The sequence below is a fragment of the Streptomyces sp. DH10 genome (assembly GCF_029813805.1).
GTDB lineage: Bacteria > Actinomycetota > Actinomycetes > Streptomycetales > Streptomycetaceae > Streptomyces > Streptomyces coeruleofuscus.
The window spans coordinates 24,523-49,252 of the sequence record NZ_JARVKU010000004.1; the positions used below are offsets into that span (position 1 = coordinate 24,523).

A 24,730-nucleotide genomic window follows, 5' to 3' on the forward strand; every position below is an offset into this window, starting at 1 on the left:
CGGGGCGAAGACCGTTCACGTGCGAGGCGGCTCGTCGAAGGAGCGGGAAACGAGGCGTCAGACGTGCCGCTCGGCGCGGCGGCGCATCCAGAACACCCCGCCGCCGACGAGCGCGGCGGCCACGAGCCCACCGCCGATGGCCATGTCGGTCGGCGTCGCACCGGTGGTGCTGCTGCCGCCGACACCGCCGCGGACACCGCCGATGACGGTGAAGGCCTGGGGCTTGGTCAGACTCCTGCCGTTGCAGGTGACCGTGATGTCGTACGGTCCCGGGCTGGCGTTGTTCCTGATGGTGGCGGTGCCCCTCGCCGTCTCCTTGGCGTGGGAGACGGGCGAGAGCCTCGCCGGCATGGTGAACGCGTTGGAGGCCGCGGTGCCACCGTGGCGGCAGCCGTCGACCGTGATGGTCAGCTGGCCGCCACGGGCGATCACGCTGGGCAGGGCGACGATGTTGCTGGGTGTGTCCCACGCGACGGCCGCGGGGGCGGAGAGGCCGAGGGCGGCGACCGCGGCGCCGGCGACCGCCAGGGCACGAGTGTTACGCATGTGAACCTCCGCGGAAGACGCCCCGGGACCCGTCCCCGGTCGATCGGCGAGAAAGCGCCTCCCAGAAAGACAGTCAGTTGCTCTGTCCCGGCCCGCATTTCGGGAATGGTCCGTCCTGGTGAGAGAAGGCACCGCGGGAAAACCGCGCAATGGGACATCGCCGCAGGTCACGCACCGTCAGAAAATTCCTCGCGGTGGCAACTCGGATGGCGCACCTCATGCCCGCGGGGCATCCCGGACAGCCCGCACCGCCGTGCGCCACCCGTTCGCTCCTGCCCCGTCGCCGGTTGCGCGCGCGGGACTTAGCGTTCTGATATGCGCGAAAGACACGGCGACGGCCGGGTCGAGAGGGGATGGCCCATGTCTGCGTCCGAGCTGGCCGAGGCGGAAGAGGAGGCGCGGCGGAAGAAGCGCGCCCCGTGGGGCGTGATAGCGCTGGTTCTGCTGACCGGCCTCGCGCTCATCCGGAATGGTTCGGGGGAATTCGACGAGGGCCCGCCGCAGCCGGCGACCGCGGCCGCGGCGGACAGCCGCGTGCCCGGTGACACCTTCGCCGGGACCCTCAAGCCCCTCCCCTACGCCCTCCCGGACCGGGTCCGGATCCCGGCGATCCAGGTCGACGCGCCGATGATTCCCGTGGGCCTGGACGCGGACGGCTGGGTCGGCGCGCCGCCCCCGGAGGACCCGAACCTGGCCGGCTGGTTCACCGGTGCCGTCACCCCCGGCGAGAAGGGCACCGCGGTCGTCGTCGGCCATGTCGACAACCAGCAGGGCCCCGCCGTGTTCTACGGGCTCGGGGCCCTGAAGAAGGGAAACCGCGTCGAGGTCGCCCGCCAGGACGGCAAGACGGTCGTGTTCGAGATCTACGGCGTCGAGGTGTTCGAGAAGGACAACTTCCCCGGCGACCGTGTCTACGCCTCCAAGGGCACGGCGGAACTGCGGGTCATCACCTGCGGCGGCGGTTTCTCCCAGCAGAACGGCTACGAGGGCAACGTCGTCGCCTTCGCCCGCCTGGTCGAGGTGCGCTGAGCGCCCCCGGCCCGGCGGGCGAAGGCCCGACTGCGGGTATCACGCGTAGTGCCGCCGGGGCACGGTGACGTGGTAGCCGGAGTCCAGCAGTTCGGGCAGATAGCGCCGCAGGGCCCGCACGCTCTGCGAGCGGTCGCCCCCGGCGTCGTGCGCGAGCACCACGACGCCGGGGGCGGCGCCGTTCTCCACCCGCCTGACGATGGACCGGGTGCCCGGGGAGGTCCAGTCGAGGGTGTCGAGCGTCCAGGCGAGGGGTTCCATGCCGAGTTCTGCACCGAGTTGGAAGGCGGCGCGGTTCCAGGCGCCGTAGGGGGCGCGGAACCACTCGGGGCGCTCGCCGTAGGCCTCCTCGATGACGTCGCAGGTGCGCTCCATCTGGGAGCGGATCTGCCGGCGGGTGAGGCGGGTGAGCAGCGGGTGGGACCAGGTGTGGTTCCCGACGACATGGCCCTCGTCGGCCATCCGGGCCAGCAACTCCCTGCTGTCGGCGGCCATCTCCCCGCACACGAAGAACATGGCGCGTACGTCGTACTCGGCCAGGATGTCGAGGATGTCCGGGGTGTAGCGGGGGTCGGGGCCGTCGTCGAAGGTCAGCACCATGGTGCGGCCGCGGCCGGAGACGCGCAGCAGTGGCTCGCGGCGTACCAGGGTCCGGCGGGGCGCGGCCTGCGGCGGGCCGTATCCGGTCAGGGGCTGGAGGCGGTACGCGGAGGAGCCGAGCGGGCGGCGTGCGTGGGGCCCCGAGGCCGGGACGGACCCGGCGGGGCCGTCCCCGGTGACCGCCGTGAGCACACCGGCCGTGACGGCCGCTCCCACGGCGCCGGTGCCCGCGATCAACAGCCGGCGCCTGGTGAGCAACTGATCCTTCTTCATGACTCATCAGTCGCCCGGCGGAAGGCCGACGCACCTGAGCAACACCGGTGCGGCGGCATGGATTCACCCGAACGGCCCAGGCAAAAGGGTCAGTGGCGGCGCACCAGGGGGACCAACTGGGTCTCCCGGGCGGTGGCCTGTCCGGTCGGACAGGCCGGGGAGGAGGTCGGCGGGCCCGGTCCCGTCCCCTCCGGCGAGGCCGAGCGCCGCCAACGACGGCGGCCCCTCCGTCGCGGCGGGCCGCTGTCCGCCCTTCGAGTGCCCTCTTCCTCTGACCCGCAACGTGCGCGGAGCACAGTGGGGCGGTGGGGCCTTCGATAGCCTCGCAGCGTGACGGAACAGCACTCCCATCAGTTCGAACGGGGCACGGACGGGCCGAAGGTGATCGTGGCCGGGGTGGACGGCTCCGACTCGTCCCTGCGCGCCGCGGCCTACGCCGCCGGCCTGGCCCGTCGCCAGCACGCGCTGCTCGCCGTGGTGTACGTGCAGCCGGTACTGGCGGCGGGCGCGGCGCTCGGCGCGCCGGTGGCCGGGACGACCGACGAGATCGCCGAGGACCTGGTGGCGCAGATCCGGGACGCGGCCGAGCGGCTCAAGGGGATATTCGAGGTCCGCTGGGAGTTCCACACGTTCCGCGGGGACCCGTACAACGGCCTGGTGAAGGCGGCGGACGAACTCAGGGCGGACGCGGTGGTCGTGGGCGCGTCCGAGCAGGCGGGCCACCGGATCGTCGGCTCGGTGGCGGTGCGGCTGGTGAAGGCGGGTCGCTGGCCGGTGACGGTGGTGCCGTAGGCCTGTGCCGGCTGGCCGGGACCTAGGGTCTGTCGTTTGGATCAGGCCGCAGGAAATCGACGGTGCTGTTCAGTGCCGGTGAGCGGGGTCTGGTGCGTGCAGCTGCAAGGCGGAGGAGGGCGTCGACGCGGAGCGTCGGCAACCGACGACAACGCGGCAGATGCGCGTGCCAGTCCCCGCGCCTGCGGCGTGATCCAAACGACAGGCCCTAGGTCTCTGGTCGGTGTACAAGAGGTTCATGTGGGCCGGAGGATGCTGCGGTGACTTCTGCCGCCTTCGACGTCGACGCGTTTCTGCGTGAGCCGCTCACCGCGCGCCTCGCCACCGGCGGGCCGACGGTCCGGCCCGTCTGGTTCCTGTGGGAGGAGGGCGCCTTCTGGGTGCTGACCGGGCCCTGGGCCCGCCTCTTCGACCGGGTGCGGGCCGATCCCGCGGTCGCGCTGGTGGTGGACGAGTGCGACCTGACGACCGGGCTGGTCCGGCAGGTGATCGCGCGGGGCCGGGCCGAGCTCTGGCCGTTCGACGTCGAGCGGGGACGGCGCAAGCTCGTCCGCTATTTGGGCGCGGACGAGGAGCGGTGGGACGACCGCTTCGTGCACTACCTGTACGACGATCCCGCGCAGCGGGGAACGGTGTGGCTGCGTCTGAAGCCCGTGTCCCTCGTCGCGCACGACCTGAGCTACTCCGTGGCCCCCTGAGCCGCCCGGAACATTGCGCGGCGTCTTCCGCCGCGGGGACGCCTGGGCCATCATGATCCGCCATCAGCCGTTTGCCGATCGCGAAGAGGTGAGGCGCATGGCCGGGCTCCGGATGGGTCAGGGGATTCTCCGACGCAAACCCATCGAGGAGATCGAGGAGACGGAAGTCGGCAAGGGCACCCAGCTGGAACGGTCCCTGGGGCTGTGGCAGCTGACCGCCATCGGCGTGGGCGGCATCATCGGCGCGGGCATCTTCACCCTCGCGGGAACCGTGGCCAACGGCACGGCGGGTCCGGCCGTGCTCGTCTCCTTCCTCATCGCGGGCGTCGCGAGTGCCGCGGCGGCCCTGTCCTACGCCGAGTTCGCCGGGCTCATCCCGAGGGCCGGTTCCGCCTACACCTACGGCTACGCGGTGCTCGGCGAGCTCGCGGGCTGGTTCATCGGCTGGGACCTGTTGCTGGAGTACACGGCGATCGTGGCGGTGGTCGCCATCGGCATCTCCGGCTACTTCAGCTTCCTGGTCGGCGAGATGGGCGCCGACCTGCCGAACTGGATGCTGGGCGCCCCCGGCACCGGTGAGGGACACAAGGTCGACCTGTTCGCGGCGCTGTTGTGCCTGCTGATCGCGTATCTGCTCACCCTCGGCATCAAGAACGCGGCCCGGTTCGAGACGGTCGTGGTGGTGCTGAAGGTCCTGGTCGTGCTGCTGGTGATCGGGGTCGGCGTGTTCCACATCGACACGGCGAACTACAACCCGTTCTTCCCGTACGGGGTCGGCGGGGCGTTCACGGGCGCGGCGACGGTGTTCTTCGCGGTGTTCGGCTACGACGCGATGTCGACGGCGGCCGAGGAGTCCAAGGACGCGCAGCGCCACATGCCGAAGGCGATCATCTACTCGCTCGTCGTCTCGATGGTCCTGTACGTGGCGGCCTGCCTGGTTCTGACGGGCATGCAGGACTACAAGGACATCGACAAGGAGAGCGGCTTCTCGACGGCGTTCAAGTCGGTGGGGCTGAGCGGGCTGGCGGACGTCATCGCGGTGGGCGCGATCATCGGCATCCTCACGGTGATGTTCACCTTCATGCTGGGCGTGACCCGGGTGTGGTTCTCCATGTCCCGTGACGGGCTGCTGCCCAGGTGGTTCGCGAAGACGCACCCGACGCGCCACGTGCCCACGCGTGTCACCTGGATCGTGGGGTTCGCGTCGGCCGCCATCGCCGGGTTCCTGCCGATCGGCGAGGCGGCCGAGCTGACCAACATCGGCATCCTGCTGGCGTTCGTGGTGGTGTGCGCGGCGGTGATCGTGCTGCGCTACCGGCAGCCGGACCTGCCGCGCACGTTCCGTACGCCGTGGATGCCGGTCGTGCCGGCGGTGGGCATCGTCTTCTCGATCTGGCTGATCACCTTCCTCCAGTGGCAGACCTGGGCGCGGTTCGCCGTCTGGTTCGCGCTGGGGCTCGTGGTCTACTTCGCCTACTCCTACCGGCGCTCGGAGCTGGCGCGGCGCTGACCGGCCGGCTGCCCGGGTCTACTCCCCCATCACCAGGCCGTCCTCGGCCGCGCCCCGGCTGAGCACGACGTCGCGGATGCGGTCGCGGACTGCCTGGACGCCGGCGCCCTGGGCGATCGCCCGGTTGAGGTTGACGACCCGGCCGGCGTCGACGTCGAACAGCTGCGGGACGAACTCGGCCTTCGTCACCTCCCAGCGGCCGCCCGGCCGTGCGGGCGGGGCGAAGGTGAAGCGGCCGAGGGTGGACTGGTTGCCGCGCGGGTCCCGGGCGCCCTGGTGGTTGGTCATCTCGCCGGCGATCTGGTCGCCCATGCCGTAGATCACCCAGGTGCCGTTGACCTTCTCGTAGGCCTGCGGGACGTGTGCGTGGGTGCCGAGGACGAGGTCGATGTCGGGGCGTGACCCGCTTCGTGCGGCGGTGAGGCGCCGGGCCAGGGTCAGTTGCTGTTCGTCGGGGGCGTCCTGCCACTCGGTGCCCCAGTGTGTGGAGACCACGACCACGTCGGCGCCGGCCCGGCGTGCGGCCCGGGCGTCCGCGAGGATCCTGGCCTCGTCGATGAGGTTCACGGCCCAGGGCTGTCCGTCCGGGAGCGGGATGCCGTTGGTGCCGTAGGTGTAGGCGAGGTGCGCGACCCTGGCCGGGCCGGCCTGGAGGATCGTCACCGCGCGGGCCTCCTCCTCGGCGCGTGCCGAGCCGGCGTGCCGTACGCCCGCACGGTCGAGGGCGTCGAGGGTGCGGCGGATGCCGTCGGCGCCGTCGTCGAGGGTGTGGTTGGAGGCCGTGGAGCAGCCGTCGTAGCCGGTGACGGCGAGGGCCCGGGCGACCTCGGGCGGGGACTTGAAGGCGGGGTAGCCGGTGTAGTCGCCGTCCGCGCCGTACACGGTCTCCATGTGGCACAGGGCCACGTCGGCGCGGGAGACGACGGAGCGGATCCCCGCGAGCATCGGCCGGAAGTCGTAGCCGGTGCCGCCGGCGTCGAAGCGGGCCCGGTCGATGATCGTGCTGTGCGGGAGGACGTCGCCGGAGGCGACGAGTGTGAAGCCGCGGGGTCCCACCGCGGAAGGCGCCGGGCGTCCGGGGCCGGTCGGTTCGTGGCTGCGGGCCTGGCAGGCGGCACCCGCGGCGAGGGCGACGGTCAGGGCCAGGGCCACCTGTCGACTGCGTGCGATCATGCATGCACCCCACTGTGGGCGTTGTGGTCGTATTTACGCACAAACAGGAAAGAAGGCTCACCGCGCCCCACGCGGCTCCGACACGCTCATTAGCCCGTCCGGCGCGCGCCCGGCGGGCGGCCGTGACCGTTCGTCGAACCGTTCGTCGACGCGATCGACCGTCCGCCGCACAGGCGGATACGTGCCCTGTCCCCCGGCTGGGCCCTGCGGTGGCATACGGCCATGACGGCCGGATCCACTCTCACCGACGGAACGACCGCCGAGCACGAGCTCGCCGCACTGCAGCGGGAGCACGGCCGGCCCCTCTTCGCGCTCCTGCTCCGGCTCTGCGACGGCGACCGGCAGCGCGCGGAGGACCTGGTCCAGGAGACGCTGGTGCGTGCCTGGCAGCACCCCGAGGCGCTGCGCGCCGACGACTTCGAGTCCGTACGGCCCTGGCTGATGACCGTCGCGCGGCGACTCGCGATCGACGCCCGGCGGGCCCGGCAGGCCCGTCCGGCCGAGGTCGGCGACGCGGTGCTGGAGAACGCGCGGGTCATCTCCGACCACGCCGAGCGGGCCGCGGCGATGCTCGACGTCCGCCAGGCTGTGAAGACACTCACTCCGGAGCACCGTGAAGTCCTGGTGCTCGTGTACTTCCAGGGGGCGAGTGTGGCGGAAGCAGCGGCGGCCCTCGGCATCCCGCCCGGTACCGTGAAGTCCCGCGCGTACTACGCGCTGCGCGCCCTGCGCCGGGTGCTTCCGGGATACGCCACCGACCTGCGCTGAAACCCATGGCTGAGTCAAACCTCCGTAAAGCGCCTTGCTGCGGACCCCGGTTGAGTAATCGGCTGTTCCCATCCGTGTTCCGGATGGGGCCGTCAGCGCCCCGGGGCCCGGTGTCGGGCGACGCGCACGTACCGGAGGAAGGCAGGAAGGGATGCTGCACAGAAGCGAAGAGGGCACGGACGGCTCCGACGGTGAACTGACCGTCCCCATGGCGTGGTTGTACGCCGAGTACATCGCCGACGAGCTGCTGCGGACCGGCGATCTGATGCCGCCGACGTCCTTCGAGTTCCGCGCGGGGCGGGACGCCCTGGCGCTGACCATCTTCCTCTCCGACACCGAGGGAGAGCTGTCCGGCATCAGGGTCATCACGCAGCTGGAGACGTGGCTGTCCCTGACGGCGTACGACCAGCCGTGGCAGGAGTGGGTGCGCGAGCGGCTGGCCGAGCTCGCCGCCGGGGCCGCGGAGTCGGGCGGGCCCGCGCCGGATCTGGACCTGGCGGAGGACGCCTGGCGCTGGCTCCAGGAGACGGAGCTGCTCGCGCCCGACCTGAACGCGGTGCCGGGCGGCGCTCCGGTGGTCGGGGAGGACGAGGGGCCGAAGGTCTGGACGCCCGCCTGGCAGCTCGGACTGCCCCTGGGGCACCTCGCCATCCATCTTTTCTAGATTTCCGCGGCCCCGGACCAATCCGCGGGCCGGAGCGCTCCGAATCCTTTGGTTGCGATTGTGTCACTGGCTTGAGTGATTCAGCGGCCTGGTCCGTACCGGTGGGAGCAAGGAGTAACCCCACCCGCACCCAACGGCACGAGGATTCGGCATGAGGTCCCTGGAAAGGCATCGCGACGTCGGCGCCTACGCGCTCGGCGTGCTGGACGAGGCGGAGGCCTTCCGCTTCGAGGACCACCTCATGGAGTGCCCTCGGTGCGCCGCAGAGGTGACGGAATTCGGCGCGACGACACGGCAGTTGATGCTGTACCGGCGGGCGACGCCACGGTTCGTGCACCCGATGGCGCAGCCCGGGCCGCGCATGCTGGACCGGCTGCTGGCCGAGGTGGCGACGCGGCGCCGGGCCGGACGCCGGCGCATGCTGTTCGGCCTGGCCGCGTCGGTGGTGATCGCCGTGTCGGTGCCCGGCGTCGCGATGATGGCGCGGGGCGGCGCCGAGGAGCCGGTGCGGATCGCGGCGACCGACGCGCGGTCGGGTGTCTGGGCCCAGGTCACCGTCGAGGACAAGGCCTCGGGCAGCCAGGTCGAACTGAAGGTGAAGGACGCGGCCGGTCCCCGGCCCTGCCATCTGGTCATCGTCGGCCGTGACGGCACGGAGGAGACCGCGACCAGCTGGCACGGGCCCGGCCACGACACCCACCCCAGCACGATGATGGCCAGCTCTTCCATGCATCCCGGCGAGACCGCCCGCTACGAGGTCCGCTCGGCGGCCGGCGAGGTCCTGGTGAGACTCCAGCCGCAATAACCCGGCCCGCGGAAGGGCTGTCCTCCGTCCGCCCCTGTCGCCGGGCACCCCGCGCGCCCCGGTGTGAGACTGCTGGACGACGCGCCCGGGAGGTCCCGGGCGCCCGCGGTCCCGGCGAGGGGAGACGAGGTGACGACGGCAGAGACCGGCGACGGTCGCCTGGAGGAGTTCCTCGCCGACCCGGAGAACGCGGCGCTGGACCTGACCACCGCGGCGGCCCGCTGCACCAAGGCCCTGGGGCTCCAGCACTCCGTGGTCTACCTCGCCGACATCCAGCAGCGCCGGCTCGTCCCGCTCACCGACGTCACCCCGCCCCTGCCCGTCGACGACTCGCTCGCGGGCTGGACCTACCGCACCCAGTCCCTGCGCGTGGAGGAGTCCGAGTCGGGCGGCATGACGGCCTGGATCCCCCTCCTGGACGGAGCGGAACGCCTCGGCGTCCTCGCCGTGCACGCGCCCTCGCTGACGCCGGCCGTCCTGCGCCGCGGCAGGGCCCTCGCCACGCTCCTCTCCATGATGATCACGTCAACCCGGGCGTACCAGGACTCCTTCGTCCGGCGTACGCGCGCGAACCCGATGCGCCTGCCCGCCGAGATGCTGCGGGCCTTCCTGCCGCCCCGCACCATCGGCACCCGGCACGTCGTGTCCACTGCCGTGCTGGAGCCTGCCTACGAGATCGGCGGCGACGCCTTCGACCACTCCCTCACGGACACCACCCTGCACGCCACGGTCCTGGACGCCATGGGACACGACCTGGCCTCCGGACTCACCACGGCCGTGTCACTGGCCGCGTGCCGCAACGCCCGGCGGACCGGGGCGGACCTGCCCGAGCTCGTGGAGTGCGTCGACGACGCGCTGGCGCACTGGCTGCCCGACCAGTTCTGCACGGGCGTGCTGGCCCAGCTTGACCTGGCCTCCGGGATGCTGCGATGGAGCAACTGCGGGCATCCCACCCCGCTGCTCATCCGCGACCAGCGGCTGCTCGTCGACGCCATGCGGCGCGACCCGGATCCGCCGATGGGGCTGCCCTCGCTGCTCGCCGGGCGGCAGCGGCAGACGCACGAGATCGCGCTCAAGCCCGGCGACCGGGTGCTGATGTACACCGACGGGGTCACCGAGGCCAGGGGTTCCGACGGCGCGGAGTTCGGGCTGGAGCAGTTCGCCGACTACATCATCCGGGCGACGGCCGCCGGCGAGCTGGCGCCCGAGACGCTACGGCGCCTCATCCACTCCATCCTCGACTCGTCCACCAGCCGGCTGCGGGACGACGCGACCATCCTCATGTTCGAGTGGTCGCGCCCGGCCCCTTGAGGGCGACGCCGGGGCCCACGACCGGCGCGCTCGGTGTGCCGTGTCAGGACGCCGTCGCTCCGGCCCGCAACGGTTGTGCCAGTCGTCCCAGCAGCCCCGCGACCAGGGCGGTCTGGGCGGGCACGGTGTCGGGGTAGATGAACTCGCCCCGCGCGTGGGCACCGTCGCCGACCGCGCCCATGCCATGGCATCACCTGGGATCCCCGGTTCCTCACCGAGGCCGAACGCGCCGGCCTGCTCGAGCTCACCGGGGCCCGCCCCGAGGGCACCGCGACGGCGACACCCCCCGCGAAACCGCTCAGCGAGGCCGAACGCACGGTCGTCGCCCAGCTGATCCAGGACGGCCGCGCATCCGCCGCGAGCATCGCCCGAGCCGCCGGTCTGGCCACCTCCACCGCACACCGCGTCGTCCGCCGGGTCCTGGACGAGGGGTGGGTCAAGCCGCGTCTGGAGATCGTGTCGGAGTGGCTCGGCTTCCAGACCCCCTTCATGCTCCGTCTGCGCGTGGCCCCCGGCGAAACCCCCGACGTCATGCACCGTATCGACCGGCTCTCCCAGACCCGGCTCGCCGTCCACGTGGCCAGCGACATGTCCGTCCTCGCCACCGGCCTGGTCACCGACCGCTCCGCCCTGGCGCGCTTCGTCGACGACGAACTGTCCGGGATCCCCGGCATCCTCGCCGTCAGCGTCGGCGTCATGCTGGCCGAACCCCGCCGCTACTGGCTGGACCGGGACGGAACCTCCGGTCTCGGCGAATTCCACGCGCCGGCGCTTCTGTAGCCGGGTCCGACGGCGCCGGCCGGCGCGATGGATCCAGAAGGCCGTTCTCCGCGGCGGCTCACTTCAGCAGCCGGGACATCCTGCGGTCCGCCAGCGGCTTGCCGCCGGTCTGGCAGGTCGGGCAGTACTGGAGCGAGGAGTCGCTGAAGGACACCTCGCGGACGGTGTCGCCGCACACCGGGCAGGGCTCGCCCGCGCGGCCGTGCACGCGCAGGCCGCTCTTCTTCTCGGCCTTCAGCCGGCCGGCCGCCACGCCCCGGGAGCGTTCGACCGCCTCGGTGAGGGTGTCGCGCAGGGCCGCGTACAGCCGCCCGGTCTCCTCCTCGCTCAGGGACGCGGCGAGCTTGAAGGGCGACATCTTCGCCGCGTGCAGGATCTCGTCGCTGTAGGCGTTGCCCACGCCGGCGATCAGGCTCTGATCGCGCAACGCGCCCTTGAGCTGCCGCCGTTCACCGGCCAGGAGTTCCGTGAAGCGCCGCTCGTCGAAGTCGTCGGCCAGCGGGTCCGGGCCGAGCCGGGCGATGCCCTGGACCTCCTGCGGGTCCGCCACGACGTACACCGCGAGCCGCTTCTGGGTGCCGGCCTCGGTCAGGTCGAAGCCGGCGCCGGTCTCCAGGGCCACGCGCAGGGCGAGGGGGCCCTTGCCGGGGCGGGGCGGGCCGTCGGGGAGGCGGTCCTTCCAGTGCAGCCAGCCGGCGCGGGCCAGGTGCGTCACGAAGTGCGGGCCGTCCGCGGCCTTGATGTCGAGGAACTTGCCGTACCGGCGTACGGCGGCGACCTCGTGGCCCTCCAGCGCGGACAGGGGCGGGTCGTACGTCTTCAGGACGCTGATCGCGACGGGCAGCACCCGTACGATCTCGTGGCCGACGAGGTGCTCGGTGAGGAAGTCCTTGAGCGCCTCGACCTCGGGGAGTTCCGGCATAGGTCCAGAGTGCCACGAGAGGTCATTGCGGGTCGGGCACCACGAACTCGCACCACACGGCCTTGCCGCCGCCGCGCGCCTCCACGCCCCACACGTCGGTGAGCAGCTCGACCAGCAGCAGGCCCCTGCCGGAGACGCCCGACTCACCCGCCTCGCGGCGGCGCGGCAGGGCGCTGGAGGAGTCCTCGACCTCGACGCGCAGCCGGCGTTCGGACCCGGTGAGGGCCCGCAGGGTGACGATCGCGGAGCCCTCGGTGTGCATCAGGGCGTTGGTGATCAGCTCGTCGGCGACCAGTTCGATCTCGTCGGCGCGGTCCGCGGCTCCCCAGACGCCGACCGCGGTGCGGATCGTGTGCCGGGCCTCGGCCAGGGCCGCCGGATCGCCGGGGGCGACGAGCCACTGGAGCCGGCGGCCGGACTGCGGGCCGTCCGGCCCTCGCCGGCGCAACAGGAGCAGCGCCACGTCGTCGTCGCCGCCGCGTTCGGCGGCCACGTCGATGAGCCGGTCGGCGAGGTCCCGTACGTCGTCGGGTCCGGTGGCGACGAGCGCGGTCAGGGTGCGCATACCGTCGTCGAGGTCGGCGCCGGGCTGCTCCACCAGCCCGTCGGTGCACAGCAGCAGGGTCTCGCCCGGGTCCAGTTCCACGGTGCCGACCGGGTAGTCGAGGCGGCCGAACTCGGCGGACAGGCCGAGCGGCAGACCGCCCGGGACGGTGACGCGGCGGCAGGAGCCGTCGGTCTGCCGCACGAGCGGATCGATGTGGCCGGCCCGGACCACCTGGAGCACGCCGGTGGACAGGTCGGCCTCGGCGTACAGGCAGGTCGCGGAGCGGTCGGTGTCGAGTTCGTGCAGGAAGACGGAGGCACGGGCCATCACGGTGGCCGGGGTGTGCCCCTCGGCGGCGTAGGCGCGCAGGACGATGCGCAACTGGCCCATGACGGCGGCCGCGTGGGTGTCGTGGCCCTGGACGTCGCCGATGACGGCACCGACCCGGCCGCCGGGCAGCGGGATCAGGTCGTACCAGTCGCCGCCGATGTCACGGCCGAGGGAGCCGCCGATGGTGGCCGCGCGGTAGCGGACGGCGATGTCGGCCCCGGGCACGCTCGGGATGGTCCGGGGCAGCATGGCCTGCTGGAGGCCCTGCGCGAGGTCCATCTCCTGCTCGTAGAACATGGCCCGCTGGAGACTCTGCGCGATGCTGCTGCCGAGGGCGACGAGGATGTTGCGCTCCTCGGGGGTGAAGCCGTGCCGGTCGCTGTAGAGCAGGCCCATCGCGCCGATCGGTTGCGCCTGGACGATGAGCGGCAGATAGGCCGCCGAAGTGATGTTCAGGCCGGTGATGTGCGGCCAGAGGATCGGGTAGCGCTCGGCGAACTCCTCCGGCGACTCGATGAAGCAGGGGGCGAGGGTCCGCACGGCCTCGCTCATCGGGTAGGGCTCGTCGATCCGGGTGATGCGGGTGCCGGGCACGAAGCTGTCCGAGGGGCCCTCGGCGACCAGACGGATGCGGCCGGCCTCGACCAGGCCCATCACGAGGCTGGTGGCGCCCAGGTGCGTGAGGCCGTGGGTGTCCTTGAGGACGTCGATGACGTCCTGGACGGTGCGGGCGTGGGCGAGGGCGGCCGTGGTGAGTTCGACGACGCTGGTCTGCTGCCGGCGGGCCTCGTCCTGGGCGGCCTGGTCGCTGCGGGCCTCGCTCTCGGCGAGTTCCTGGGTGGCGTCCCGGACGATGCCGATGATGCGGCGGGGCCGTCCGGTGTCGTCGCGCCGGATGTAGCCCTGGGTGTGGGTCCAGCGCATGGAGCCGTCGCGGCGGCGGACGCGGAAGTAGGCGCCGTAGTTCTCGCTGCCGTCCTTGAGGGCCTGGGTGACCGCGGTGTCCAGGCGCCGGGCCTCGCCGGGCGGAACGCGCTTGGAGAGGGTCTCGGGACGGTCGTCGTACTCGTCGGGGCGCACGTCGAAGACCTCGTGGGCCCGGGCGTCCATCTGCATCAGGCCGGTGTCCAGATCCCAGTCGAAGCTGCCCATCCGATTGAGCGCGAGGATCGGGTCCGGGTGGTCGGGCCAGTCGTCCGGGAGGGACAGGGCGCTCGCTCCCCGATCAACCATGGGCCCACCTTGCCAGGATTCGTCCGATTCTTCGACCGGATGTGCTGAGTTTACGGGCCGCTCCGCCCAACCGGCCCTCAGTTACCGAAGACGTCCGTGGGGCTGCCGAGGATGCTGTCGTCGGCCGGATCGTCGGGAATCAGCCCGGCTCCATCGGGCGGATCGGGGCTGTCCGGCACGGCGGCGGGGCCGACCTCGTCGAGGCCGCCGGGGTCCTCGGGGGACGGTTCGCCGGGCAGCGGGCCGGGCTCGTCGGGCGGTGGTGGATCCGAGTCGGCGACCGGGGGGCCGATGTCACTCGGGAAGCTGACGTCCCACGGGGACGCGCTGTCCGGGTCCGCGGAGACGCCGGCCTCGCGCGGGGTGAGGGGTTCGCGCCGCACAGGGGGCGGTGGCTCGGACGGCTCCGGCGTCGGCGCCGGGGAGTTCGTCGCCCAGGCCGGTGGCGGCAGGGCCCGGTCGCGGCGTACGTCGTGGCCGGTGCGCCGTTCGATCCAGGTGCGGGTGGTGACGTCGACGATCGTGAATTCGGTGATCGCCTGCGGCGCGGGCTTCACGACGACGACCTGGCCGGGCCGGTAGCCGGGCCACGGTGTGCCCTCGACGGCCGGCGTGCCGCGCAGCGCCATCGGCGGGTTGAGCGGGTTGCCGCAGGCGCACCGGACGCGCGGCACGCCCCGGTCGTCGACCAGGACGGCGGTGCCCGCCTGGAGGACGGCCTGGTAGCCGGCGGCCCGGCCGGCCCGGAAGCCGTGGCCCGTGACGCGGGTGTCGGCGCGCAGCACGACCGGGGTCAGTCCGCGCAGGTGTTCGGGGACGGACGCCGGGGAGACGCCCGCGACCCGGGCGAAGGCGCGTGTCCTGGCCCGGTCGCGGGTGAGGTGGCCGATCTGCCGGGCGACGTCGCAGCTGCCGGTCCGCTCGGTGCCGCCGTACAGGCCGGGTGTGCCGCCGGAAAGCGAGCGCAGGCCGCTCAAGGAGGCGGAGACCGGGGCCGCGTCGCCCGGGCCGGCCGTCTCCGGCGTTCGGGGGATGGGGGACGGGGTAGCCGTCGTGGTGGCCGTGGAGTCCGTGAAGGGGTCCGGCCCCCGGGCCGCGGCCGGCTGGAGGAAGAGTGCCCCGCCGGCGCCCCCGGCGTCGCCCTCGCCGTCGCCGCCGCCGGCGCCGCCACAGCCCGAGAGGAGGAGCGCCGTGAAGAGCGCGCAGGCCATGACGAAGGCCCCGGTAGGTGTCCGCACCTCACCCTCCAGCCCACTTTGTCACCCATGAGGTAATTGATCACTATTGTTTGCTTCACTCACTCGGGTCACGCAACCGGAGCGATGGCACACGCAGCGTGACGCCGGGTCCGGCGAGGCACTGGGAGGAGCGCCCGGCTGTGGACTGGTTCACCGCATCCGACTACTGGCTGAGCCGGCTGGTCTTCCAGCGGGCGCTGGCCGCCGTCTACCTGGTCGCGTTCCTGACGGCGGCGTTGCAGTTCCGCGCGCTGATCGGGCAGCGCGGCATGCTGCCGGTGCCGGAGTTCGTCGAGCGGGTGCCGTTCAAGCGGGCGCCGAGCCTGTTCCAGCTGCACTACTCGGACCGTTTCTTCGCCGTCTGCGCGTGGGCGGGCTGCGCGGTGTCGGCGGCGCTGCTGGCCGGGCTGGACTCGCTGCTGCCGCTGTGGGGCGGCATGCTGCTGTGGCTGGTGCCGTGGGTGCTGTACCTGTCGATCGTCAACGTCGGGCAGACCTGGTACTCGTTCGGCTGGGAGTCGCTGCTGCTGGAGGTCGGCTTCCTCGCCGTGTTCCTCGGCAACGACGAGGTGGCGCCGCCCGTCGTCGTGCTGTTCCTGCTGCGCTGGATCCTGTTCCGCGTGGAGTTCGGCGCGGGGCTGATCAAGATGCGGGGCGACGAGTGCTGGCGGAAGCTGACGTGCCTGGACCACCATCACGAGACGCAGCCGATGCCCGGCCCGCTGAGCTGGTTCTTCCACCATCTGCCCCGGCCCCTGCACCGGGTCGAGGTGGCCGCGAACCACTTCACACAACTCGTCGTGCCGTTCCTGTTGTTCACGCCGCAGCCGGTCGCGACGGCCGCCGCCGCGCTGATGATCGTCACCCAGCTGTGGCTGGTGCTGTCGGGCAACTTCGCCTGGCTGAACTGGATCACGATCGTGCTGGCCCTGTCGGCGGTGCGGTTCCCCACCGATCCGCCGTCGGTGCCCGACGCGCCGCTCTGGTACGAGGTCGTGGTCCTCGCGGTCGCCGCGCTGCTGCTGGGTCTCAGCTACCAGCCGGTCCGCAACATGATCTCCCGTCGGCAGGTCATGAACCGCTCCTTCGACCCGCTCCATCTGGTCAACACCTACGGCGCGTTCGGCAGCGTCAGCCGGGTCCGCCACGAGGTGGTCGTCGAGGGCACGGCCGACGACGTACCGCGGGAGGACTCGCAGTGGCGGGAGTACGAGTTCAAGGGCAAGCCCGGTGATCCCCGGCGCTGGCCGCGCCAGTTCGCGCCGTACCATCTGCGGCTGGACTGGCTGATGTGGTTCGCGGCCCTCTCCCCCGCGTACGCCGGTTCCTGGTTCGGCGCCCTGGTGGAGCGGCTGCTGGAGAACGACCGCGACACGCTGAAGCTGCTGCGCCGCTCGCCGTTCCCGCCGGACGAGCCCCCGCGGTACGTGCGCGCCCGCCTGTTCCGCTACCGCTACACGACCTGGAGCGAGCTGCGGGAGACGGGCGCGTGCTGGGAACGGACGTACGTACGGGAGTTCCTGCCGCCGACGCGGCTGGCGGAGACCGTTCAGAGGTCGTAGACGCGGGTGGCGGTGGCCCCGAAGATGCGGGCGTGGTCGGACGGGCCGGTCAGCCGGCGTGCGGTGTCGAGCACGTCGCCGTAGGCCGCCGCGAGGGTGCACACCGGCCAGTCCGAGCCGAACATCAGGCGGTCGGGGCCGAAGGCCTCCAGCACCGTGCCGGCGTACGGGCGCAGGTCGTCGATCGTCCAGGACGCGAGGTCGGCTTCGGTGACCATGCCGGAGAGCTTGCAGACGGTGTTGGGCAGCGCGGCGAGGGCGCGGAGGCCGGACGCCCAGGGTTCGAGGGCGCCGGAGGCGATGGGCGGCTTGCCCAAGTGGTCGAGGACGAAGGTGAGTCCGGGCAGCGAGGCCGCCGCCTCGGTGCAGGCCGGGAGCTGGTGGGGCAGCACGACCAGGTCGTACACCAGCCCCGCCTCGGCCACGGCGGTCAGGCCTCGGCCTACGTCCGGACGCAGCAGCCACCGCGGATCCGGCTCGCCCTGGACCTGGTGCCGGATGCCCTTGAGGTACCGCCCGCCGGGCAGTTCCCGCAGCCGGGCCAGCTCGTCGGTGACGTCGGGGCGGGTGAGGTCGGTCCAGCCGACGACCCCGGCGATCAGCTCGTGCTCATCGGCGAGGGCCAGGAACTCCGGGGTCTCCTCGGGGACGGTGACGGTCTGGACGAGGACGGTGCGGCCGACACCCGCCGCGCGAGCCTCGGGCACGAGATCCTTCACGGTGAAGTCGCGCCGGATCGGGCTGCCTTCCGCGATCCAGTCCTGGTCCCGCACGGACAGGTCCCAGACGTGGTGGTGCGCGTCGACCACGGTCATGACGGCAGCTCCCAGACGACGGGCAGGCCGGCGTCCGCGCCCTCGCCGGAGTAGTCGTGCACCACGTCCAGCAACTCGGCCATGCGGGCCTGCCAGGCGACGTTGACCGGCAGTTTCTCCAGCTCGGCGAGGAGGCGGGCGTAGTCCTCGCACTCCAGGACGTGGAACAGGTCGGTGCCGCTCCTCCAGATGGTCCAGGAGGTGGCGCCCGCGGCGCGGATGGCGTCGGTGAGCTCCTCGGGCACCTCGCGGTGGGCGGCCTCGTAGTCGGCGACGCGGTCGGCGCGGACCTTGGTGTGCAGGGCGACTCTCATGACGGCTCCTTGGCCGGGGCCGTCGTGGAGGACGGCTCTTCGCCGGGGACGGGGGCGTCTGCGGGCAGCAGGCCCTTGGCGCGCAGCTCCTGCCAGAACCCGGCGGGCACCCGGGCCGCGAACTGGTGGGCGCAGTCGCGGACTTCGTGTGCCGAGCGGGCTCCGACGAGAACGCTGGCGACGGCCGGGTGGGCGGCGCAGAAGGCCAGGGCGGCGGCGCGCAGCGTGGTGCCGTGGCGGTGGGCGACGGACTTCAGGCGCAGCGCCCGCTGGACCAGGTCGGAGGGGGCGACGGTGTAGTTGTACTTCGCGCCCGGCTGCGGGTTCGCCAGCAGGCCGGAGTTGAAGGCGCCGCCGATGACGACGGACTTCCCGCGTTCGTGGGCGGCGGGCAGCAGGCCGGTGAGGGCGCTCTGGTCCAGCAGGGTGTAGCGGCCGGCGCAGAGCACCACGTCGACGTCGGTGTCGCGGACGAAGCGGGTGAGCATCTCCGCCTGGTTCATCCCGGCGCCGATCGCCCCGACCACACCCTGCGAGCGGAGTTCCTCCAGCGCCGGGTAGCCCTCGCGGAAGGCCCGTTCGGCGTGCTCGTCCGGGTCGTGGAGGTAGACGATGTCGACCCGGTCGAGGCCGAGGCGCTCCAGGCTGGCCTCCAGGGTGCGGCGGATGCCGTCGGCGCTGAAGTCCCAGACGCGCCGGTGGGTGGCGGGCACGGCGAAGCCGCCGGCGAGGTCGTCGCCGGTGCCGTCCGTGGGCTCCAGACGGCGGCCGACCTTGGTGGAGATCGTGTACCGGTCGCGGGGGCGGTCGCGCAGGGCGGCGCCGAGGCGGCGTTCGGACAGGCCGAGGCCGTAGTGCGGGGCGGTGTCGAAGTAGCGGATGCCCCGCTGCCAGGCGGCCTCCACGGCCTCGTGTGCCTGTTCATCGCCGACCGCGGTGTACAGGTTGCCGATCGCGGCCGCGCCGAAGGACAGGGCGCTGACCCGGACGCCGCTGCCGCCGAGCCGGTTCACCGGGTCACCGGCCGCAGCCGCAGGCCCTGCATGCCGCCGTCGACGGCGAGCGAGGTGCCCGTGGTGGCGCCGGACAGGGGGCTGGCCAGGTAGGCGATGGCGCCCGCGACCTCGGCGGCGCCGACCAGGCGGCCGGTGGGCTGGCGGGCCTGAAGGGCGGCGCGTTCGGCGGCCGGGTCGGGGGCGGCGTCGAGGAGGCGGCCGACCCAGGGCGTGTCGACCGTGCCCGGGTTGACGCAGTTGACGCGGATGCCCTCGCGGACGTGGTCGGCGGCCATGGCGAGGGTCAGCGAGTACACGGCGCCCTTGGTGGCGCTGTACAGGGCGCGTTGCGGCAGGCCCGCGGTGGCCGCGATGGAGCAGGTGTTGACGATCGCCGCGTGCGCGGAGGCGCGCAGGTGGGGCAGGCAGGCGCGGGCGGTGCGCACCATGCCGACGACGTTGACGTCGTAGACGCGGTGCCAGTCGTCGTCGGAGTTGTCCTCGACGGTGCCCTGGGCGCCGATGCCCGCGTTGTTGACCAGGACGTCCAGCCCGCCGAGGTCGGCGACGGCCGCCGCCACGGCCTCGCGCACGGACGTGTCGTCGGTGACGTCCGCCCGGTAGGCCAGCAGGGGCTTGTCGACCGGCGACGGGTCCAGGTCGAGGACGGCGACCTGTGCGCCGCGCTCGGCCAGCAGTTCCGCGGTGGCCCGGCCGATGCCGGAGGCGCCGCCCGTCACCAGGGCCCTGATGCCCTCGAAGTCGCTCATGCAGCCCGACCCTTCTTCCGCTTGTCGAGGTCGGCGGCCCAGAACTCGCCGCCCGGGTAGGTGAACCGCGCAAGCGACTCGGGCCGCATGGCGGCCGAGAAGCCCGGCGCGGTGGGTGCCGTGTAATGACCTTCGCGGATGACCACCGGGTCGAGGAAGTGGTCGTGCAGATGGTCGACGTATTCGATGACCCGGTCGTCGGTGGTTCCGGTCAGGGCCACGTAGTCGAACATCGACAGGTGCTGGACCAGTTCGCACAGTCCGACGCCGCCCGCGTGCGGGCAGACCGGGACGCCGAACTTGGCCGAGAGCAGCAGGATCGCGAGGTTCTCGGGGACACCGCCGACGCGGGCCGCGTCGATCTGGACGACGTCCAGCGCTCCGGCCTGGAGGAGCTGTTTGAAGACGATCCGGTTGTGCACGTGCTCGCCGGTGGCGACCTTCACGGGGGCGACGGCCCGGCGGATCGCCGCGTGGCCGAGGATGTCGTCGGGGCTGGTGGGCTCCTCGATCCAGTAGGGGTCGAACTCGGCGAGGGCCTTGGTCCAGCGGATGGCCTCGTCGACGTCCCAGCGCTGGTTGGCGTCGACGGCCATGCGGACGTCCGGTCCGACGACGGAGCGGGCGACGCGGCAGCGGCGGATGTCGTCGTCGAGGTCGGCGCCGACCTTGAGCTTGATCTGCCGGAAACCGTCGGCGACGGCCCCGGCGGCGAGCCGCGTGAGTTTCTCGTCGTCGTAGCCGAGCCAGCCGGGTGAGGTGGTGTAGGCGGGGTAGCCGCGCTCCAGCAGCCGGGCCGTGCGCTCCTCGGCGCCCTCTCTGCCGTGGCGCAGGAGTGTCAGGGCCTCCTCGGGCGTGAGGGCGTCGGTGAGGTAGCGGAAGTCGACCTGGCTGACCAGCCATTCGGGCTCGGCCTCGGCGAGCAGCCGCCACAGCGGCAGGCCGGCGCGCTTGGCGGCCAGGTCCCACACGGCGTTGACGACCGCGCCGATCGCCATGTGCATCACGCCCTTCTCGGGGCCGAGCCAGCGCAGCTGGCTGTCGCCGATCAGGTCGCGGTTCAGGGTGGACGGGTCGGCGCACAGGTCGTCGACGGAGCGGCCGGTCAGGTGTCCGCGCAGCGCGTCGATCGCGGCGACCTGCACCTCGTTGCCCCGCCCGATGGTGAACGCGAATCCGTGCCCCTCGTGCCCGTCGGCCGCGTCCGTGCGCAGGACGACGTAGGCCGCCGAGTAGTCGGGGTCCGGGTTCATCGCGTCGGAGCCGTCGAGCTCGCGCGAGGTGGGGAAGCGGATGTCGTGGGTGTCGACCGCGGTGATGCGGGCGGGCGTCGGGGACACAGAGGGCCTTTCGGGTCGGTTGCGTAAGGCGGGCGGGTCAGTCCTGGGCGCGGCCCGTGGTGACCCGGGCGATCATGAGGGCGACCAGGATGATCCCGCCGTAGATGGCCTGGATCCAGAACGACGGCACCTGGGCGAGGGTGAGCAGGTTCTGCACGACGCCCAGGAGGAGGACGCCGGTCAGGGCGCCGAACATGGTGCCCTTGCCGCCGTCGAGGGCGATGCCGCCGATCACCGCGGCCGCGAACACCGTGAAGATCATGTTCTGGCCCTGGTTGGCGCTGATCGCGCCGACGTACCCGGTCTGCATGATGCCGCCGACGGCGGCGAGGACGCCCGCGACGACGAACACGCCGAGCATGACGCGCTCCACGCGGATGCCCGCCGCCCGGGCCGCGTCCGCGTTGCCGCCGATGGCGTACAGGGCGCGGCCGACCCGGTGGTACTTCAGGACCAGCCCGGCGACGGCGAAGGCGATCGCGGCGAGCCACACGGACAGCGGGACGGTGAGGAAGGTGGTGGTCGCCAGCGAGTAGAAGCTGTCGGGCATGCCGAACAGCGTCTTGCCCTTGGTGGCGCCGACCAGCAGGCCGCGCAGCACGATCAGCATCGCGAGCGTCACGATGAACGCGTTGAGTTTGAACTTCACGACCAGGACGCCGTTGAAGGCGCCGACGGCCGCGCCCGCGACCAGGATCGCCAGCAGGGCGAGTGCCGCCGGGAGTTCGGTGCCCCAGCCGGACGCGGCGGCGGGCAGGACGAGCAGGGCGCCGACGGCGGGTGCGATGCCGACGACCGATTCCAGGGACAGGTCGAACTTGCCGGTGATGAGCACGAGGGACTCGGCGAGCACGACCATCGCGAGGGCGGCGGAGGCGCCGAGGATCGAGACGATGTTGCGCTCGGTGAGGAACGAGTCGTTGACCACCGCGCCGAGCACGAGGAGCAGCAAAAGGGCGGGCACGAGGGCGAGTTCGCGGGCGCGGCGGAGCAGGACGGCCTTGGCGGCGCGCGGGTCGGTGGCTCGCGCGGGCGCGAGCGGCGGGGCCGCCTTGGTGTCAGCCATGGTCCACTCCTTCGATGGAGGCGATGAGCTCGTGATCACGCCAGCCCGCGGGGTGCTCGGCGACGACACGGCCGTGGAAGAGGACGAGGACCCGGTCGCAGCGTCTGAGGTCGTCGAGTTCGTCGGAGACGACGAGCACGGCGGTGCCGTCCTCGCGGGCGCTGTCCACCCGGGCGAGCAGGGACTCCTTGGACTTCACGTCGACGCCCGCGGTCGGGTTGACGAGGACGAGGAGCCGTGGGTCGGAGGCGAGAGCGCGGGCCATGACGACCTTCTGCGCGTTGCCGCCGGACAGGTCCGAGACGGGCTGGTCGGGGCCTTCCGCGTGGATGTCGAGGCGTTCGATCAGCGCCGTGGCGACACCGCGCTTGCGGTCGGTGCCGACGAAGCCGAAGCGGCCGAGCCGGTCCAGGACGCTGAGGGTGGCGTTGTCGCCGATGGACATGCCGAACACCAGGCCCTCGTCGTGCCGGTCGCGGGGGACGAAGCCGACACCGGCCTTCAGCGCGGCCTGAACGTCGCCGAACGGCAGCGGGGCGCCGTCGATCCGGGCCGTCCCACTGGTGGGGTTGTGCAGTCCGGTGAACGACTCGGCGAGTTCGATCTTGCCGCTGGCGCTGGATCCGGCGAGTCCGACGACCTCGCCGCGGCGGACGGTGAGGTCGACGTTCTCGTAGGCGGGCGAGGTGAGGCCGCGGACGTCGAGGAGGACGGGCCCGGCGGCCGCGACGGTCCGCAGCCGCTCGGCCTGTTCGGCGATCGTCTCCCCCGCCATGGCCTCCACCAGGGCCCGGCGGGGCAGGTCGGCGACGGGCGCGGTGGTGATCCAGCGGGCGTCGCGCAGGACCGTGACGGTCTGGCAGACCTCGTACACCTCCTGGAGGTGGTGGGAGATGAACAGGAAGGTGACCCCCGAGTCCTGGAGGGCGCGCATGCGCGTGAACAGCCGCTCGATCTCGCGGTTGTCGAGCTGGGCGGTGGGTTCGTCGAGGATGATGAAGCGGGCGCCGAAGCTGAGGGCCCGGGCGATCTCCACCATCTGCCGGTCCTCGACCTTGAGGTCGGCGGTGCGAGCGTCGGGGTCGACGCGCACGTCCCAGGTGTCGAGGAGCCGGGCGGCCTCGGTCTTCAGGCTGCGCCAGCTGATGAACCCGCGCCGGAGCGGCTGCCGGTTGATGAACAGGTTCTCGGCGACGGTCAGTTCGGGGACGACCGTCGGGTGCTGGTAGACGCAGGCGACCTTGCGGCGCCAGGCGTCGCGGTCGGTGAGCGGGGGCGCGGGGTCGCCGTCGAAGCGGACGGTGCCCTCGTCGGGGGCCTGAAGGCCGGTGAGGATCCTGACGAGGGTCGACTTACCGGCGCCGTTGCGCCCGACGAGGGCGTGGGACTCGCCCGGCAGGACGGTGAGCTGCCCGTCGGCGAGGGCGGTGGTGGGGCCGTACCGCTTGACGACGCCCCGCGCTTCAGCCAGTGGGGTGCTCATTTGACCGTGTTGCCCCAGAGCTTGGGGTCGTCGACGTTGTCCTTCGTCACCAGCGGCGCGGGCAGCTGGTCCTCCAGGATGCCGCTGGGCAGTTTGACGATGGTCGAGTCGTGGTCCGTCGGGCCGGGCTCGAACGTCTTCCCCTCCATCGCCGCCTTGATGTAGTACATGCCGTACTTGGCGTAGGCGTCGGCGGGCTGGGAGACGGTCGCGTCGATCTCGCCCTTGCGGATCGCGTCGAACTCCTGCGGGATGCCGTCGTTGGAGACGATGGCGATGTGCCCCGGCTGCCCGGCCTTCTTCAGCATCCCCTTGGACTTGAGGGTCTGGAGGGTGGGCGCGAGGTAGACGCCGCCCGCCTGCATGTAGATGCCCTTGATGTCCGGGTTGGCGTTGAGGAGGGTGTCGAGTTTCGAGGCCGCCGCGTCGGACTCCCACTTGGCGGGGATCTCCAGGACCTTCAGCTTCGGGAAGTTCTTCTTCACGCAGGCGCGGAACGCCTCGGAGCGGTCGCGGCCGTTGACCGAGGCGAGGTCGCCCATGATCTGCACGACCTTGCCGGAGGTGATGTGCTCGCCGAGGTACTGGCAGGCCTTCTCGCCGTACGCCACGTTGTTCGCCCGGACCACCATGGCGACCTTGCCCTTGTCGGGCGCCACGTCCACGGCGACGACCGGCACGCCCTTGCGCTCGGCCTGGTCGAGGCCCGCCTCGATGGCGGCGCTGTCCAGCGGCGCGACGACCAGGCCCTTGACGCCCTGGTTGAGCTGGTTGTTGATGTCGGTGATCTGCTGCGAGGGGTCGCTGTTGGAGTTGACGGTCTTCATCGCGTCCACGCCCTCGGACTTCGCCATCTTCGGCACGTAGTCGTTGTACGACTGCCAGAACGGCGAGGTCAGCAGGGGCAGGACGACCCCGACCTTGCCGCTGCCGTCACCGCCGCCGGCACTGGAGGCGCCGGTGTCCTTGGTGCTGCCGCACGCGGCGAGCACGAGACAGGCACCGGCGGCCAGGGCCACCGTGCCGACGATCCGGGATCTGTTCCGCTTGCGGGCTGTGCTTCCGGGCATCTGAGGCCCTCCCATCGACCGGTGTTCGAGCAGATGCCCGCATACTTATCAGACCACTCCCCCGCCGGAACACCCCACGACGCCAGATTTTCGCGC

At 72.2% G+C, this 24,730-nt stretch carries 24 protein-coding genes and 1 pseudogene; 10 read left to right on the forward strand and 15 right to left on the reverse strand.

All coding sequences use genetic code 11. The features are described from left to right. Positions 1-57: 57 nt before the first annotated feature. Positions 58-546 (reverse strand): hypothetical protein, encoded by a 489-nt coding sequence (locus QC385_RS09640; protein ID WP_279540837.1) that lies wholly within the window; start codon positions 544-546, stop codon positions 58-60. A gap of 360 nt (positions 547-906) precedes the next feature. Here QC385_RS09640 and QC385_RS09645 point away from each other — a divergent pair, with 360 nt between their 5' ends. Next, positions 907-1,575, forward strand: coding sequence for a class F sortase (locus QC385_RS09645; protein ID WP_279540838.1), 669 nt, complete (start codon positions 907-909; stop codon positions 1,573-1,575). A gap of 39 nt (positions 1,576-1,614) precedes the next feature. Here QC385_RS09645 and QC385_RS09650 read toward each other — a convergent pair whose 3' ends face one another. Next, the gene (locus tag QC385_RS09650; RefSeq protein ID WP_279540839.1) at positions 1,615-2,448 is read right to left on the reverse strand and encodes a polysaccharide deacetylase family protein; all 834 of its coding nucleotides are present in this window, start codon (positions 2,446-2,448) and stop codon (positions 1,615-1,617) included. Between the two features lie 330 nt (positions 2,449-2,778). Between QC385_RS09650 and QC385_RS09655 the strand changes: the two genes are divergently transcribed. The 3 genes from QC385_RS09655 to QC385_RS09665 all read left to right on the forward strand — a co-directional run bounded on the left by QC385_RS09655 (position 2,779) and on the right by QC385_RS09665 (position 5,448). Beyond that, on the forward strand, positions 2,779-3,240 hold the full coding sequence (locus QC385_RS09655; RefSeq protein WP_279540840.1) for a universal stress protein: 462 nt from the start codon (positions 2,779-2,781) through the stop codon (positions 3,238-3,240). Positions 3,241-3,500: 260 nt separating this feature from the next. Next, the gene (locus QC385_RS09660) at positions 3,501-3,938 is read left to right on the forward strand and encodes a pyridoxamine 5'-phosphate oxidase family protein (protein ID WP_279540841.1); all 438 of its coding nucleotides are present in this window, start codon (positions 3,501-3,503) and stop codon (positions 3,936-3,938) included. Between the two features lie 97 nt (positions 3,939-4,035). Next, complete coding sequence (locus QC385_RS09665) at positions 4,036-5,448, forward strand: amino acid permease (RefSeq protein ID WP_279540842.1); 1,413 nt, start codon at positions 4,036-4,038, stop codon at positions 5,446-5,448. An 18-nt stretch (positions 5,449-5,466) separates the two neighbouring features. On the opposite strand, the gene QC385_RS09670 is transcribed toward QC385_RS09665, so the two are convergent. Then, on the reverse strand, positions 5,467-6,621 hold the full coding sequence (locus QC385_RS09670; RefSeq protein WP_279540843.1) for a CapA family protein: 1,155 nt from the start codon (positions 6,619-6,621) through the stop codon (positions 5,467-5,469). 222 nt (positions 6,622-6,843) lie between these two features. Between QC385_RS09670 and QC385_RS09675 the strand changes: the two genes are divergently transcribed. The 4 genes from QC385_RS09675 to QC385_RS09690 all read left to right on the forward strand — a co-directional run bounded on the left by QC385_RS09675 (position 6,844) and on the right by QC385_RS09690 (position 10,169). Next, positions 6,844-7,389, forward strand: coding sequence for a sigma-70 family RNA polymerase sigma factor (locus QC385_RS09675; RefSeq protein WP_279540844.1), 546 nt, complete (start codon positions 6,844-6,846; stop codon positions 7,387-7,389). Between the two features lie 151 nt (positions 7,390-7,540). Continuing rightward, positions 7,541-8,053 carry a hypothetical protein gene (locus QC385_RS09680; RefSeq protein WP_279540845.1) on the forward strand — a complete coding sequence of 171 codons (513 nt, stop codon included), beginning with the start codon at positions 7,541-7,543 and terminating at the stop codon, positions 8,051-8,053. A 151-nt stretch (positions 8,054-8,204) separates the two neighbouring features. Beyond that, positions 8,205-8,858, forward strand: coding sequence for a zf-HC2 domain-containing protein (locus QC385_RS09685; RefSeq protein WP_279540846.1), 654 nt, complete (start codon positions 8,205-8,207; stop codon positions 8,856-8,858). A gap of 129 nt (positions 8,859-8,987) precedes the next feature. Then, a complete protein-coding gene (locus QC385_RS09690) occupies positions 8,988-10,169 on the forward strand; it encodes a PP2C family protein-serine/threonine phosphatase (protein WP_279540847.1) in 1,182 nt (393 codons plus the stop codon). A 43-nt stretch (positions 10,170-10,212) separates the two neighbouring features. Here the strand turns inward: QC385_RS09690 and QC385_RS09695 are convergent, their stop codons facing one another. Beyond that, positions 10,213-10,350, reverse strand: a complete 138-nt coding sequence (locus QC385_RS09695; protein WP_279540848.1) for a hypothetical protein — start codon at positions 10,348-10,350, stop codon at positions 10,213-10,215. Between the two features lie 5 nt (positions 10,351-10,355). On the opposite strand from QC385_RS09695, the pseudogene QC385_RS43980 reads away from it, so the two are divergent. After that, a pseudogene (locus tag QC385_RS43980) lies at positions 10,356-10,949 on the forward strand (winged helix-turn-helix transcriptional regulator); the annotation flags it as partial. A gap of 58 nt (positions 10,950-11,007) precedes the next feature. Here QC385_RS43980 and QC385_RS09710 read toward each other — a convergent pair. From QC385_RS09710 to QC385_RS09720, 3 genes are all read right to left on the reverse strand, one after another. After that, positions 11,008-11,871 carry an Fpg/Nei family DNA glycosylase gene (locus QC385_RS09710; protein ID WP_279540850.1) on the reverse strand — a complete coding sequence of 288 codons (864 nt, stop codon included), beginning with the start codon at positions 11,869-11,871 and terminating at the stop codon, positions 11,008-11,010. 22 nt (positions 11,872-11,893) lie between these two features. Continuing rightward, a complete protein-coding gene (locus tag QC385_RS09715) occupies positions 11,894-13,981 on the reverse strand; it encodes a SpoIIE family protein phosphatase (protein ID WP_279540851.1) in 2,088 nt (695 codons plus the stop codon). Positions 13,982-14,058: 77 nt separating this feature from the next. Continuing rightward, positions 14,059-15,219, reverse strand: a complete 1,161-nt coding sequence (locus QC385_RS09720) for a DUF6777 domain-containing protein (protein WP_279540852.1) — start codon at positions 15,217-15,219, stop codon at positions 14,059-14,061. Between the two features lie 140 nt (positions 15,220-15,359). On the opposite strand from QC385_RS09720, the gene QC385_RS09725 reads away from it, so the two are divergent. Continuing rightward, positions 15,360-16,781, forward strand: coding sequence for a lipase maturation factor family protein (locus QC385_RS09725; protein WP_279540853.1), 1,422 nt, complete (start codon positions 15,360-15,362; stop codon positions 16,779-16,781). Here QC385_RS09725 and QC385_RS09730 read toward each other — a convergent pair. From QC385_RS09730 to QC385_RS09765, 8 genes are read right to left on the reverse strand one after another with little or no spacing between them, the layout of a single operon-like run. Further along, positions 16,769-17,596, reverse strand: coding sequence for an amidohydrolase family protein (locus QC385_RS09730; protein ID WP_279540854.1), 828 nt, complete (start codon positions 17,594-17,596; stop codon positions 16,769-16,771). The two genes, QC385_RS09725 and QC385_RS09730, sit on opposite strands and share 13 nt — an antisense overlap. Next, a complete protein-coding gene (locus QC385_RS09735; RefSeq protein WP_279540855.1) occupies positions 17,593-17,910 on the reverse strand; it encodes an L-rhamnose mutarotase in 318 nt (105 codons plus the stop codon). Before QC385_RS09735 ends, QC385_RS09730 begins: the two co-directional genes overlap by 4 nt. After that, positions 17,907-18,923: an aldo/keto reductase gene (locus QC385_RS09740; protein ID WP_279540856.1), complete on the reverse strand. Its 1,017-nt coding sequence runs from the start codon at positions 18,921-18,923 to the stop codon at positions 17,907-17,909. Before QC385_RS09740 ends, QC385_RS09735 begins: the two co-directional genes overlap by 4 nt. Continuing rightward, a complete protein-coding gene (locus tag QC385_RS09745) occupies positions 18,920-19,675 on the reverse strand; it encodes an SDR family NAD(P)-dependent oxidoreductase (protein WP_279540857.1) in 756 nt (251 codons plus the stop codon). The genes QC385_RS09740 and QC385_RS09745 overlap by 4 nt, the downstream gene beginning before the upstream one ends. Continuing rightward, a complete protein-coding gene (locus QC385_RS09750; protein WP_279540858.1) occupies positions 19,672-21,015 on the reverse strand; it encodes an L-fuconate dehydratase in 1,344 nt (447 codons plus the stop codon). Before QC385_RS09750 ends, QC385_RS09745 begins: the two co-directional genes overlap by 4 nt. A 37-nt stretch (positions 21,016-21,052) precedes the next feature. Continuing rightward, positions 21,053-22,081, reverse strand: coding sequence for an ABC transporter permease (locus QC385_RS09755; protein WP_279540859.1), 1,029 nt, complete (start codon positions 22,079-22,081; stop codon positions 21,053-21,055). Then, positions 22,074-23,564, reverse strand: coding sequence for a sugar ABC transporter ATP-binding protein (locus QC385_RS09760; protein WP_279540860.1), 1,491 nt, complete (start codon positions 23,562-23,564; stop codon positions 22,074-22,076). Before QC385_RS09760 ends, QC385_RS09755 begins: the two co-directional genes overlap by 8 nt. Continuing rightward, positions 23,561-24,634, reverse strand: a complete 1,074-nt coding sequence (locus QC385_RS09765; RefSeq protein ID WP_279540861.1) for a sugar ABC transporter substrate-binding protein — start codon at positions 24,632-24,634, stop codon at positions 23,561-23,563. Before QC385_RS09765 ends, QC385_RS09760 begins: the two co-directional genes overlap by 4 nt. Positions 24,635-24,730 lie beyond the last annotated feature (96 nt).

What these genes read in the sequence shown, in the direction of transcription:
- QC385_RS09640 (WP_279540837.1), bottom strand. Translation starts at nt 546, where the DNA reads ATGCGTAACACTCGTGCCCTGGCGGTCGCCGGCGCCGCGGTCGCCGCC.
- QC385_RS09645 (WP_279540838.1), top strand. Translation starts at nt 907, where the DNA reads ATGTCTGCGTCCGAGCTGGCCGAGGCGGAAGAGGAGGCGCGGCGGAAG.
- QC385_RS09650 (WP_279540839.1), bottom strand. Translation starts at nt 2,448, where the DNA reads ATGAAGAAGGATCAGTTGCTCACCAGGCGCCGGCTGTTGATCGCGGGC.
- QC385_RS09665 (WP_279540842.1), top strand. Translation starts at nt 4,036, where the DNA reads ATGGCCGGGCTCCGGATGGGTCAGGGGATTCTCCGACGCAAACCCATC.
- QC385_RS09670 (WP_279540843.1), bottom strand. Translation starts at nt 6,621, where the DNA reads ATGATCGCACGCAGTCGACAGGTGGCCCTGGCCCTGACCGTCGCCCTC.
- QC385_RS09675 (WP_279540844.1), top strand. Translation starts at nt 6,844, where the DNA reads ATGACGGCCGGATCCACTCTCACCGACGGAACGACCGCCGAGCACGAG.
- QC385_RS09680 (WP_279540845.1), top strand. Translation starts at nt 7,541, where the DNA reads ATGCTGCACAGAAGCGAAGAGGGCACGGACGGCTCCGACGGTGAACTG.
- QC385_RS09685 (WP_279540846.1), top strand. Translation starts at nt 8,205, where the DNA reads ATGAGGTCCCTGGAAAGGCATCGCGACGTCGGCGCCTACGCGCTCGGC.
- QC385_RS09695 (WP_279540848.1), bottom strand. Translation starts at nt 10,350, where the DNA reads ATGGGCGCGGTCGGCGACGGTGCCCACGCGCGGGGCGAGTTCATCTAC.
- QC385_RS09710 (WP_279540850.1), bottom strand. Translation starts at nt 11,871, where the DNA reads ATGCCGGAACTCCCCGAGGTCGAGGCGCTCAAGGACTTCCTCACCGAG.
- QC385_RS09715 (WP_279540851.1), bottom strand. Translation starts at nt 13,981, where the DNA reads ATGGTTGATCGGGGAGCGAGCGCCCTGTCCCTCCCGGACGACTGGCCC.
- QC385_RS09730 (WP_279540854.1), bottom strand. Translation starts at nt 17,596, where the DNA reads ATGACCGTGGTCGACGCGCACCACCACGTCTGGGACCTGTCCGTGCGG.
- QC385_RS09735 (WP_279540855.1), bottom strand. Translation starts at nt 17,910, where the DNA reads ATGAGAGTCGCCCTGCACACCAAGGTCCGCGCCGACCGCGTCGCCGAC.
- QC385_RS09745 (WP_279540857.1), bottom strand. Translation starts at nt 19,675, where the DNA reads ATGAGCGACTTCGAGGGCATCAGGGCCCTGGTGACGGGCGGCGCCTCC.
- QC385_RS09755 (WP_279540859.1), bottom strand. Translation starts at nt 22,081, where the DNA reads ATGGCTGACACCAAGGCGGCCCCGCCGCTCGCGCCCGCGCGAGCCACC.
- QC385_RS09760 (WP_279540860.1), bottom strand. Translation starts at nt 23,564, where the DNA reads ATGAGCACCCCACTGGCTGAAGCGCGGGGCGTCGTCAAGCGGTACGGC.
- QC385_RS09765 (WP_279540861.1), bottom strand. Translation starts at nt 24,634, where the DNA reads ATGCCCGGAAGCACAGCCCGCAAGCGGAACAGATCCCGGATCGTCGGC.